Annotated in this window: 15 protein-coding genes; 5 read left to right on the forward strand and 10 right to left on the reverse strand. The window is 36.2% G+C overall.

Annotated features, from left to right (window positions below; translation table 11 throughout):
• Positions 1 to 6: 6 nt before the first annotated feature.
• The 3 genes from AABS66_RS02735 to AABS66_RS02745 are packed head-to-tail and all read left to right on the forward strand — an operon-like array spanning position 7 to position 2,030.
• Positions 7 to 453, forward strand: a complete 447-nt coding sequence (locus AABS66_RS02735) for a PTS sugar transporter subunit IIA (RefSeq protein ID WP_206083957.1) — start codon at positions 7 to 9, stop codon at positions 451 to 453.
• Between the two features lie 21 nt (positions 454 to 474).
• Positions 475 to 762 carry a PTS sugar transporter subunit IIB gene (locus AABS66_RS02740; RefSeq protein WP_219248895.1) on the forward strand — a complete coding sequence of 96 codons (288 nt, stop codon included), beginning with the start codon at positions 475 to 477 and terminating at the stop codon, positions 760 to 762.
• Between the two features lie 11 nt (positions 763 to 773).
• Complete coding sequence (locus AABS66_RS02745; RefSeq protein ID WP_272516241.1) at positions 774 to 2,030, forward strand: PTS ascorbate transporter subunit IIC; 1,257 nt, start codon at positions 774 to 776, stop codon at positions 2,028 to 2,030.
• A gap of 48 nt (positions 2,031 to 2,078) precedes the next feature.
• On the opposite strand, the gene AABS66_RS02750 is transcribed toward AABS66_RS02745, so the two are convergent.
• The 6 genes from AABS66_RS02750 to AABS66_RS02775 form a co-directional block, all read right to left on the reverse strand.
• Positions 2,079 to 2,885, reverse strand: a complete 807-nt coding sequence (locus AABS66_RS02750) for a hypothetical protein (protein WP_206083954.1) — start codon at positions 2,883 to 2,885, stop codon at positions 2,079 to 2,081.
• A gap of 207 nt (positions 2,886 to 3,092) precedes the next feature.
• Complete coding sequence (locus tag AABS66_RS02755; RefSeq protein ID WP_430224569.1) at positions 3,093 to 3,308, reverse strand: GNAT family N-acetyltransferase; 216 nt, start codon at positions 3,306 to 3,308, stop codon at positions 3,093 to 3,095.
• On the reverse strand, positions 3,215 to 3,529 hold the full coding sequence (locus AABS66_RS02760; protein ID WP_371007098.1) for a hypothetical protein: 315 nt from the start codon (positions 3,527 to 3,529) through the stop codon (positions 3,215 to 3,217). The genes AABS66_RS02755 and AABS66_RS02760 overlap by 94 nt, the downstream gene beginning before the upstream one ends.
• 9 nt (positions 3,530 to 3,538) lie before the next feature.
• The gene (locus AABS66_RS02765; protein ID WP_272573341.1) at positions 3,539 to 4,048 is read right to left on the reverse strand and encodes a DUF523 domain-containing protein; all 510 of its coding nucleotides are present in this window, start codon (positions 4,046 to 4,048) and stop codon (positions 3,539 to 3,541) included.
• A gap of 204 nt (positions 4,049 to 4,252) precedes the next feature.
• Positions 4,253 to 5,197: an SPFH domain-containing protein gene (locus tag AABS66_RS02770; RefSeq protein ID WP_206083951.1), complete on the reverse strand. Its 945-nt coding sequence runs from the start codon at positions 5,195 to 5,197 to the stop codon at positions 4,253 to 4,255.
• Positions 5,198 to 5,476: 279 nt separating this feature from the next.
• Entirely contained in the window at positions 5,477 to 6,211 is a 735-nt protein-coding gene (locus AABS66_RS02775) for an aspartate/glutamate racemase family protein (RefSeq protein WP_371007097.1), read from the reverse strand.
• A gap of 123 nt (positions 6,212 to 6,334) precedes the next feature.
• Here AABS66_RS02775 and AABS66_RS02780 point away from each other — a divergent pair, with 123 nt between their 5' ends.
• On the forward strand, positions 6,335 to 7,222 hold the full coding sequence (locus AABS66_RS02780; RefSeq protein ID WP_272516240.1) for a LysR substrate-binding domain-containing protein: 888 nt from the start codon (positions 6,335 to 6,337) through the stop codon (positions 7,220 to 7,222).
• An 86-nt stretch (positions 7,223 to 7,308) separates the two neighbouring features.
• Here the strand turns inward: AABS66_RS02780 and AABS66_RS02785 are convergent, their stop codons facing one another.
• Together AABS66_RS02785 and AABS66_RS02790 are read right to left on the reverse strand one after the other, a co-directional pair.
• Positions 7,309 to 8,592 (reverse strand): dicarboxylate/amino acid:cation symporter, encoded by a 1,284-nt coding sequence (locus AABS66_RS02785; protein ID WP_206083949.1) that lies wholly within the window; start codon positions 8,590 to 8,592, stop codon positions 7,309 to 7,311.
• A 304-nt stretch (positions 8,593 to 8,896) separates the two neighbouring features.
• A complete protein-coding gene (locus AABS66_RS02790) occupies positions 8,897 to 10,366 on the reverse strand; it encodes a PLP-dependent aminotransferase family protein (protein WP_272573342.1) in 1,470 nt (489 codons plus the stop codon).
• A gap of 157 nt (positions 10,367 to 10,523) precedes the next feature.
• On the opposite strand from AABS66_RS02790, the gene AABS66_RS02795 reads away from it, so the two are divergent.
• Positions 10,524 to 10,955: a carboxymuconolactone decarboxylase family protein gene (locus AABS66_RS02795; RefSeq protein WP_206083947.1), complete on the forward strand. Its 432-nt coding sequence runs from the start codon at positions 10,524 to 10,526 to the stop codon at positions 10,953 to 10,955.
• Between the two features lie 73 nt (positions 10,956 to 11,028).
• On the opposite strand, the gene map is transcribed toward AABS66_RS02795, so the two are convergent.
• Positions 11,029 to 11,799 carry a type I methionyl aminopeptidase gene (gene map, locus AABS66_RS02800; protein WP_206083946.1) on the reverse strand — a complete coding sequence of 257 codons (771 nt, stop codon included), beginning with the start codon at positions 11,797 to 11,799 and terminating at the stop codon, positions 11,029 to 11,031.
• The gene (locus AABS66_RS02805) at positions 11,792 to 11,998 is read right to left on the reverse strand and encodes a ParD-like family protein (RefSeq protein WP_206083945.1); all 207 of its coding nucleotides are present in this window, start codon (positions 11,996 to 11,998) and stop codon (positions 11,792 to 11,794) included. The genes map and AABS66_RS02805 overlap by 8 nt, the downstream gene beginning before the upstream one ends.
• Between the last annotated feature and the right edge of the window lie 69 nt (positions 11,999 to 12,067).

Below are 12,067 nucleotides of genomic sequence, written 5' to 3' on the forward strand. Positions count from 1 at the left end.
AACCCGATGCTTACGACTTTACTGACCTCGAACGTTATTCAGGTCGTCGAAAGTGCCACAGATTGGCAAGATGCGATCAAAATCGCCTGTAAACCATTAATTAATAATAAGTTAATCGAACCGCAATATATCGATGCGATTATCAAATCACATGAAAAGATTGGCCCTTATTATGTCTTAGGCCCAGGGATTGCCATGCCTCATGCTCGTCCTGAAGATGGTGTAAACCAGCTATCCCTTGGTTTAACCGTGATTAAACAAGGCGTTGAGTTCGGTTCAGATGGCAACGACCCAATCAAACTGCTTATCGTTCTTGCTGCTACAGATAGCAATAGTCACATCGGGGCTATCGCAAAACTTGCTGAACTTTTTGATAATCAAGAAGATATTGATAGCATCATGCACTCAGAAAACGTCGATGACATTCTTCAAATCATCGCTAAATACGAATAATTACATATTAAGGTAAACATTATGAAAATCACCGTTGTTTGTGGAAATGGCTTAGGCACCAGTTTAATGATGGAAATGAGCATCAAAAATATTTTAAAAGACATGCAAGTCAGTGCTGAAGTTGACCATGTGGATTTAGGCTCAGCAAAAGGCACTGTTAGTGATATTTTTGTTGGTACAAGTGATATTGCAGAGCAGCTTGTTGCTCAACAAGTGGGTGGTGAAATCGTCGCACTGGAAAATATGATTGATAAAGTTGCCATGAAAGAGCGCCTCACTGTTGCATTACAAAAACTTGGTGCGATGTAAACGGAGGCTCTATGTCATTTTTTCGTTTTCTGATGCAGGATGTTTTATCTGAACCTGCTATTTTAGTCGGTCTTATTGCCCTTATCGGTTTGATTGCACAGAAAAAACCAGTAACAGAATGCATTAAAGGTACCATTAAAACCATTATGGGTTTTGTGATCTTAGGTGCTGGTGCAGGTTTAGTGGTTAGCTCATTGGGTGATTTCTCTGCCATCTTCCAACATGCTTTTGGCATCAACGGTGTAGTACCTAACAATGAAGCCATTGTGTCTATTGCACAAAAAAGCTTTGGCCGTGAGATGGCAATGATCATGTTCTTTGCGATGTTAATCAATATCTTGATTGCTCGCTTAACACCATGGAAGTTCATCTTTCTGACAGGTCACCACACATTATTCATGTCGATGATGATCGCCGTTATTCTAGCAACGGCAGGAATGGAAGGAACTATGCTGGTGACTGTTGGCTCTTTAATTGTGGGCTTCTGTATGGTGTTCTTCCCTGCCATCGCACACCCATATATGAAAAAAGTTACAGGCTCTGACGACGTTGCTATTGGGCACTTCTCAACCATTTCTTATGTATTAGCAGGTTTTATTGGGAGCAAATTTGGTAATAAAGAACATTCAACAGAAGATATGAATGTACCAAAAAGCTTGCTATTCCTACGTGATACACCTGTGGCTATTTCATTCACTATGTTCATCATCTTTATCATTACTTGCTTATTTGCGGGCGGTGATTTTGTGCGTGAAGTCAGTGGCGGCAAAAACTGGTTTATGTTCTCATTAATGCAGTCTATTACCTTCGCAGCTGGGGTATACATTATCCTGCAAGGTGTGCGTATGGTCATTGCTGAAATTGTTCCTGCATTTAAAGGAATATCAGACAAACTCGTGCCAAATGCAAAACCTGCATTAGACTGCCCAGTGGTATTCCCTTATGCCCCAAACGCCGTATTAGTCGGTTTCTTAAGTAGCTTTGCAGCGGGCGTCATCGGCATGTTCTTATTATATGCCTTGAATATGACAGTGATTATTCCAGGTGTTGTACCACACTTCTTTGTAGGAGCTGCAGCTGGGGTATTTGGTAACGCAACAGGCGGTCGCCGTGGCGCTATTTTAGGTGCATTTGCGCAAGGCTTACTAATCACCTTCTTACCTGTATTCTTATTACCTGTACTTGGGGATATTGGTATCGCAAATACAACATTCAGTGATGCTGACTTTGGTGCTATCGGAATTTTATTAGGTATTATTGTTCGCTAATCTAATAAGCTCCCCAAGATATATTACTTGGGGAGCTTTATTTCTATTCTACTTTCCCAACCATGCACCATCCTTAAATAAGAATTCCTGCAATAAAACTAAGTCATCAGGAACAACGTGGATCATCCCCTCTCCTGGCACATCAATTTCAGCAATCATGAATAATGCCAATGTGGTTAATGAGGGTAAAATTAGGATCAACCAATTTTTCCCCTTAGTACCGCGAATATTGTAGCCAATAAGGACATTGGAACAGACAGCAAAAAAGATGAGGAGAAACCAAGTCGCATTCGGAATTTGATGCCGCCAACTTGCCATTGTTTTTTGCTGAGAAAGATAAAGATCACTAAATGCGCTTAATACGGAGGCGACAACAGGGTTTGGTGATTGATTTGCTTCTTTGACAGCAATTTCCCAAAGCTGGTTTTGTTTCTCTAGCGAGACCATGCGCCATTGGTTATTTTCATCACTGATCCCTGATTTAAAAAACTCAACACGCGCTTCTAAATATTGCTGGATAAGGTGGGATGCTTTATTTCGATCATCAGCATTCAATAGCTGGGCACGTTGATATGCTGTACCAATCGCGATAGCTTCATTTTCTTCTGTCTGTTGGCGGTTATTATAGCCATTAATAGAAATAGAGAGCACAAAGCCAATTAGCAAACCTAACAGTGATAAAATTGCCCCTAGAATAATTTTAGCTTCATCATCAGCAATTTCTTCATGAACTGATTTACGCTTAAAAATATATTTGCCAATGTAAGCAGATAAAATTAACAAAACAAACGTGATTACAAATAAAAGAATCGAATCTATTGGCGAATCATTAATCAACTCAGAGATATTAAACATTATGTTAACTCATCAGATTTATTTTCCGATGATATACCATATCTATAAGATAACTATCTAGCAGACAAACAGATCCACATTATATTCAAACGAAAATACTGATAAGGCATCCAATAATGACCTTAATAATTCTGTGTTAAGCGAAAATAATCCTCACGCTAGCATTATAAAACATGAATTTAACCTAGGTGTAAAAATAAAAGTATTTTAAAGTTCAACCGTATAAATATGCTCTTCATTCACTATTTCACCCGTAAACTTAAAGCCATGATTCATATATACTTTCTTAGCTATATTGTTTTCAACCGCTAAACCCAAAAAAATCCTTTTTATTCCGAGCCGTTTGAGATATTCAACGATCGCAAAAAAGATTGATTGCCTAATCCTTGGCCAATAAATTTGTGGTCTAACATAAAACGACAGATAAAGGCTTCATTCGGTTTATCAGCTAATATTTTGTACATAAAAAAGCCTATCAATACTTCCCCTTGGTAAAGCGCACGCGGCTGATATTCAGGATAAAAGTGAGACTCTGCGATTGAAAAGGCATTGCAACAGATATATTCCTCTAAAACAGTAGCAACTCCATCCGCATTAGAAGTGAGTTCCCCCAACATCCCAAAAATTGAATTTATCGACAGCACGGATTTGTATCATAAATTATCTACCTCCGTTTTTACGCTTTCCTGATCAAATAAAGCATTGACCACTTCAATTAAATTTGGGGAGTTTTCATCCAAAATTTGGATACCATTTTGTCTAAATAAGGCCGCGCACACACCCATACCGTCTTTTAGTGAACCATTAAACTCACCACTATAAATCTGTTGGCTACCACACGATGGACTATTTGCCTTAAGAACAACAAAACGAATATTTAAGTCTTGTATTTTTTTTAATGCAATCTTAGCACCTTCAATAAAGGCTTCAGTAAGATCAACGCTTTCACTATCAATGACTTTTGCTTGACCTAATAGGACATCATTGCCATTACCACCCATAATTTCAGCGGGTGCTCGTGGTGTGGGTAACCCACCAAACACTTCAGGGCAGATGCTAATCACTTTTCCTGCATCATAAAGTTGTTTTAAAGGTGTATAAAGCTGATGCTTACCATCATACCTTACACAAAATCCTAATAAACATGAGCTGACCGCTATCACGTTAACCTCATCATTGGTTATTTCATCTCAGAATTTTTGCATTTAATATCATAATAGCGACTATTAAACACTGTTTCATACTGGCTCTTCGCGCCAATAATGCTTATTTTAAATAGAAAAAAACCCCAGTAATTGGTTATCCAACTATTTGGGGTCACTTCATAAAAATGGGTTTCTGTTTTTATTTAGCCTTATAAAACTAGCTTATTGATTACTGCGCATATCCATAATCATCTTGCCATCATAATCAGCACCAACAACAATATTAGGCACTTCACCTTTATATTTATGCGCTTTAATCTGTTCAATCTCTAACTGTTTCCAATTGATCATTTCGCGGGTGATTGTGCGCTGTAATATTGCATTAGACTCTGATTCTTTTTGTGCTGCATATAATTTTGCATCCGCCTCTTGGCGCATTGCAAATGCATTTGCTTGCGCATTACGTTCTCTAGCTATAGCTTGTTGCTCCGCAGACTCACGTTCAGCTTCTGCAATGACAACCTTCTTCTGTGCTAACTCACGTTCTTTTTCTGCTTCTGCTTTCGCTTGGTTAATTTGCTCTTGGCGCATTTTAGTATTAACCACTTGCTCTTGAACCACCTCTGGCAAAGTAATATCTTGGATCATAATTTCTTTAATCGTGTAACCATATGGCGATGCATAGCTTTGAATTGCGTCTCTAATGGAGTCTTGTAATTTTCTTTGCGTATCTGCAGTATAAAGATCTTGCGCGTTTGCCACATCTTTACCAAATTCTAAAATTGTCGAGATTAACTTTTGGCGTACATATTTATCCAATGCTTCACTCTCGGTACCACCATTAATACGCAATACAGGGGCTTTTGCACCATCAAATTGCAACATAACGGTAATATCAACAATTGATTTTAATTTATCTTGTGAAGGAACTCGAAGTTCCTTTAACGAAACACGAATATCTTTCGTTGAGTATGTATCGAAAGTTGTAAATGGGTTAATAGGGAAGTGCAGTCCAGCATCATATGCTACAGGATCCACTTTTCCTAAAAATGTTCCAACTTTCACTGACCCATCTTGAACGATAGTATATGAGTTAATCCCAACCAATCCAAGAACAAGCAGCACCGCTGCGCCAATAACCAATTTAACCATCGATTTAAATTGCATGAGTAGATCCCTATCTGACAATAACTAATAATTATAATAAAACGTCTATTGTCGCTACTCTCCCATTAACTACAAGTTAAAAAAGTCCTAAACTTTCAAATAAATTAAAAAAATGTTTTTTCACAACTAAAAGATGTCAATGAAACATATAGATCTTCAGTTTATTTATCAGCCCATAAATAAAAAAATTAAATAACACCCACCTATTAAATTTATATTAATTTAACAGTTAAATTTAAAAATCACCCTGATGTTGGCTATACGAAACAATTAAAATAACTATTGATAATTCTCATTTATCATTTCTTTTTCAAATCGTTCATCACCAAAATTATACCAATCAATAGCCTCTTTGATTAAAGCCTCAGTAGCATCAATGAATTCATCGGGTGAGCAATTAACTACCTCATCTAAGATTAAAGGTATCTCTGTACATCCCATAACAAATTTATTTACGCCATCAGACTTTAGCATATTAATATAGGGATAAATTAACTCCTTTGCTTTATCAATATCACCTGCTTTATAGGCAATAATACTTTGCATTATTTTATACTGATTAATCTCATCAGGAACAATGCACTCCACATTATTCAAACTGAGCTTTTCCTGGTATAATTTCGTACGTATTGTTGCTGTCGTTGCTAATAAAGCTACTTTTCTAATTTTATTAGAAATAATATTTTTACATGCTGCATCTATAATGCTAATAAAAGGAACTTTAACTTCCTTCATTAAATCCTCATACCAATAATGCGCGGTATTGCAAGGCATAACAATACAAGAAACCCCTGCATTCTCAAGTAGTTTTAATGAGTTTATCATAGCAGGTAGTGGTGATGGTCCATCATAAATAATATTTTCTGTTCTATCTGGAATATCAGGAATTGAGACAATAATAACAGGTATGTGCTCCTGATCTTTAGATGCTTTAGTATTATTGATTAATTTATAAAATGCATCTGCCGTTGCACCTGGCCCCATTCCCCCGAGCATGCCTAATATTTTTTTCATAATCCGCCCCCATAAAATATAATAATATAATCGCATAATGATCACCTTTCGTAATTGCAGAGTTTCTATAAGTTATGCTAAATTTGCATAGGAAATAAATAACTATAATCAAAAGAGGATACAATGATCAGTAATCTAGAAATTAAATGGTTGCACGATATTGTTGTTCTAGAAGAATGTCGAAGTTTTACTTTAGCGGCAGAGAAAAGAAATATATCGCAATCATCCTTTAGTCGAAGAATTCAATCTATCGAATCCTCTGTTGGTTTTGAAATATTTGATAGAAACACCAATCCATTGCAGCTCACCCCACAAGGAAAAAGCTTCATTGTTTATGCTAGAAACTTACTTGATGATATCTATTTTCAAATAAATAGAATTAAAGGTGTCGATAACGACAAGCAGAAAATTAATATCTCAGCGGCACATTCACTTTCTGTTTTTCTTCTTCCTGATTTTATTTCCCAGTTCTCACAGAATATTGATAAGATTTTTTTTGTTGAATCAATTAATGTTGATGAAGCCGTCCATAAGCTAAAAGAAGGGCAAAGTGATTTTATTCTATCCTTCTATAACGAAGAATTAATGTCATCTCCATTTCTGCATGCGAAAATTCTTGAAAGCCGTTTACATCTTGTTTCATTGTGCGACAGAAACAAGAAACCTCTTTTTAAATTAGATGGTACAACCCTGCCTTTAATGAAATATACCGATGAAAGCTACATGGGGAGACAAGTCAACCAATTAATGGATAAATCTACTGACTTGCCTTTTGAACTATCATTTGTCTCATCTATGAGCGACGTCCTGAAGCGTATGGTGCTTAACGGAAGTGGCGTGGGCTGGTTGCCGGACTATTCAATTAAAAATGAACTTCAAAAAAATGAACTTGCTATCCTAGATAACACGCTTTCCATCACGATGGGAGTATATATTTATCGAACAGAAGCGAGACTCAATATTTCATCAGAACGTTTTTGGCAATTTATGCGTAACCAAACAAGTAAATAATATTCTACTATTCATCTGAATAAAGCAAAAACCCTTCTAAAGTTAACCAACTCAGAAGGGTTTCAATTGCTAAACGCTCTTAAATTTTATGATGTTGATGTCACTTTTTCATTAATAATCACATCTGAGTCTTCTTTGAAACCGCCTTTTCTTTCTTCCAACTTGGAAATAACTGCTGTAGAGATACTGTTACCAACCACATTCGTTGCAGTTCTTCCCATATCAAGGAATTGATCAATCGCCAGTAACAACAGTATTCCTGCTTCTGGTAAACTAAACATTGGCAATGTTGCAGCAACGACCACGATAGAAGCACGAGCAACCCCTGCCATCCCCTTACTTGTTACCATCAGCGTTAACAAAATGAGAATTTGTTCAGTAATACTCAAATCAATACCGTACGCATTAGCAATAAATAACACTGCAAATGACTGGTACATCATCGAGCCATCTAGGTTAAAGGAATAACCCAGCGGTAAAACAAAGCTAGTCACTTTTTTCGGAACACCATATTGATTCAGAGCTTCCATTGTTTTTGGATAAGCAGATTCACTACTTGCGGTGGCAAAAGCCAGCGCAACAGGCTCACGAATTAATTTTCCTAAACTAAATACAGATTTACCTAGGAACACATAACCTGCAAAGAACAGTACGCCCCATAATACGGCTAACGCAACATAAAAAAGACCAATTAATTTTCCATAGTCGTACAACAACCCTAGACCTTCAACTGTTACCGCAGATGCAATCGCAGCAAACACGGCAATTGGTGCAAAGCTCATTACATAGTCTGTAATACGGAACATGATACGCGACAAGTCTTCGATTAATGTCACAATCGGACTTTTTTTATCTTTGCAGATAAACGCAAGGCCTGATCCAAAAAAGATAGAGAATACTAATATTTGTAGAATTTCATTGTTTGCCATCGCTTCAGCAAAACTTTTTGGAAAAATGTGAGTAATAAACGCTTTTAATGTAAAGCCAGAGGTATTTAACCCACTATCAACAGCAACGGCTGGAACTGTTAAATTTAATCCCACACCTAATTGGAAAACATTAACAAAAACCATTCCAATTAATAATGAAATAACAGCGGCTGAAATAAACCATACCATAGCTTTGATGGTAATACTCCCAACAGAAGATGATCCTCCCATGGAAACAATACCAGAAACAATCGTAGCAAAAACCAGTGGTGCGATAATCATTTTTATTAATCTTAAAAATACATCAGTAATAATATTGAGATAAGATGCAATATCTTTTGCTTCTTCCACTGATGCAGCATAATTATGACATCCCCAGCCTAATATAATACCAAGCACAATCGCTATCATAATTTGTTTCATGAGTTTATGTCTGTTCATTCGTACCCCTATTTTATTTATGTAAAATTATAGTTGGAGCTATAACCTTTTATCGGATGCGACTCTTGAGCCTGATTTGGATAGTTACATTTTTTTAACTTAAAGAGAAATGCAAATGGACTTAATCTTATGCAAAAATTGCATACCTAGAAAAACAAAATCAACCTATTGATTTAGTTTATAAAAATAAATTTATTTTGTTATTAAAATTTAATTACAAAGCTTAAAATTAAGTTTCCAATTTAAATTAAACAATAAAAAACCACCTATAAATACAACTTAAGTTAAATAAACCAAATTTTCTTTATTTAGATCTTCCTGATGATAACAACTTCAGGTTAATTTCCTTTAATTTTTGACACAATATCAATGCTTCCTGCTTATCTTTTATATTGGTAAAACCCAATAATAAAAAAGCACTTTCTTTTTTATTTATCAACCAGTCATCTAAAGCTTCAACTTTTAATCCATGATATGCGGCTGATTGGGAAAATTGAATTGCCGATATTCCATTGATAATTTTGACAACAAGATGCATGCCACCAGCCTGTAATTCTATGTCAAAAACATCACTCAATTTTATTTTTATCGCCTCTATTAAAAAAGATCTTCTTTGGTGATAGAGATGGCGCATTTTACGTAAATGACGGGAAAAGTGACCTTCTTGAATAAATACGCTGGTAATTTCCTGCTGCCAACTTGGGCATTGATTCCCCATTATCATAGCCGTGGAATGGAAATGATCATGGTAGCTAGAAGGAACGACAATATAAGATAGGCGTAATGCAGGGTACAATACTTTGCTAAACGTCCCACAGTAAATAACACGTTCTTGGCTATCCAAACTTTTCAATGCAGGTAACGGGCGGCCTTGATAGTGAAATTCACCATCATAATCGTCTTCAATTATCCAACTACCTTGTTGGTTTGCCCATTCAAGTAATGCTAATCTGCGTTCTAAAGTTAATGTTGCGTTTGTTGGACTTTGATGTGTTGGTGTGACGAGCGCAAATTTAGCTACTGGTGCCACTTCAACACCTTGCGTAACATTAATCCCTTGGTCGTCCACGCTTATAGGCATTAGTTTTAATCCTATTTGCTGTAAAAAATCACGCGCAATATGGTAGCCAGGCTCCTCAAACCACCCCGTATCTCCTGCTGTAAATAAGCTTTGAGCAATTAATTGTAAACTTGCACGATGACCAAAACTAATAAATATTTGTTCTGGGGAGCAGTCAATTCCTCGTGATATCATTAAATAACGAGCTAAACCTTCTCTTAACTGTTTTAGCCCTTGAACATCAGGGTAACTTAGCAAATTAAAATGGCTATCACGTAATATTTTTGCAGAAATTCTAGCCCATAATTTATGTGGAAAAGCATCTAACGCTGGAATACCTAATTGAAATGCTAAAACTGTATAATCACTAAAATTCCGCTTTGAACGATTATTTACCAGCACGGCCTTATTCGAAGCTTTCTCTTCAAGATACAAGTCTTCTGGATCTTTGAATTTATTTATTGGAAGGTTTTTTATCGTTTGGGAAATAAAGGTTCCTTTCGCACCTTTAGTTTCAAGTAGCCCTTCACTAACTAATAACTGATATGCCAATTCAATCGTACCTCGAGCAACATTGAGTTCACTCGCTAATACTCTTACTGCAGGCAAACGCTGCTCAGCTTTTAGTTGGCCACTTTTAATTCCCTCATTAATTCTCTGGTAAATTTGCAGGTAAATTGGTGTATTAATATTGCTATCAATTTTTAAAAACATACGCTCCCCCAATGACATTCACCTGAAACTTGTCCTAGTAAAATCAGTTATTCTTGTCCCTTTAAACTAGGCCAAGATAACCTTAAAATGAGGCCATAACAATCGCTATTACTGTACTTTGCATTTTATCTACTGATTAAATATATGAGGAAACACCATGAGCGCACTTAGATTAGCGTATAACACATTATCTCCTGAAGCCTATAAAGGACTCATTGATTGTAAAAACGCCCTCGATAAAAGTGGATTAGGTAAAGAACTAGTTGAACTGGTTTATTTAAGAGTGTCACAAATAAATGGCTGTGCATTTTGCCTTGATATGCATGCGAACTCCTTACGCAATGCTGGCCTAAGCAATAAAAAAATTGATACCCTTGCAGGGTGGCAAGTAAGTCATCATTTTAGTGTTCAAGAACGTGCCGTATTAGCATGGACTGAAGCGGTTGTTAATATTGTCGAAAGTGGCACTCCTGATAACTTATTTGATGAGCTAAAACGCCATTTTAGTGATGTACAGATTTCTGATTTAACAATAGCAATTGGATTAATGAGTGCATTTAATCGCATTGCGATTGCATTAAGACAATAGTTAAGACTCACTGCAAACAAAATGAGTTTGCTACCCTTTTGGCTAACAAACTCATTATAATAAGACTTAAAAACTATTTTTCTTCATCACGCAAAGTTAATACTTCATATCCTTCTTTCGTCACTAAAATGGTATGTTCAGATTGTGCTGACAGCTTTTTATCTCTTGTAACTACCGTCCAACCATCTTTTTTCGTTTTAATTTTCATACCCCCTTGGTTAATCATAGGTTCAATAGTAAATGTCATACCTTCTTTTAACTCTATGCCTTTACCTTTAACACCATAATGCAGTACTTGTGGATCTTCATGCATTTCGCGACCAATACCATGCCCACAGTATTCACGAACAACACTATAACCTTTTGATTCTGCATAATGTTGAATAGCAGAGCCAATGTCTCCTAATGTTGCACCAGGCTTAACTTGCTTAATACCTTCCCACATTGCAAAATAGGTGTCTTTAACAAGCTTACGTGCTAGTGGCGATGCATCTGGCATGACATACATTTTACTTGAGTCGGCAATAAAACCATTTTTTTCCAAGGTAATATCAACATTAATGATATCTTTATTTTTTAAGATTTCATCTGTCTTAGGTATGCCATGGCATACTACTTCATTTAATGAGGTATTTAACACATACTGGTAACCATATTGCCCTTTACTCGCAGGGCGTGCTTGTAATTCTTCAATAATATAACGTTCTACTTTGTCGTTAATTTCCATGGTCGAAATGCCTGGTACAATAACTGAATCAAGCATTTTAAATACACGCGCCAATAGTTTCCCTGACTCACGCATCAGTTCAATTTCTTCTGCTGTTTTTATTGTAATATTATTCATGAACTTTCCCTTTTACCTCAGATAACTCTTTTTCTAGCATCTCATTGATTAACATTGTAAATGTCTTATCTGGATTTAACTCCGCTTGCATACCTATTTTTATCCAAAACTCAGCTTGAGAGTTTATAGAGCGTGACATCACCTGGCTTGCATGACGCAAATAATCATGCAGTTCATCTGAAATTTTTACGATCCCCAAAATGCCCTCGACTCGACAATACGAAATATATATAAATTATAATAAATCATATAACAATGACATCGCAAT

It is taken from the genome of Providencia sp. SP181 (assembly GCF_050446505.1).
Taxonomy (GTDB): domain Bacteria; phylum Pseudomonadota; class Gammaproteobacteria; order Enterobacterales; family Enterobacteriaceae; genus Providencia; species Providencia vermicola.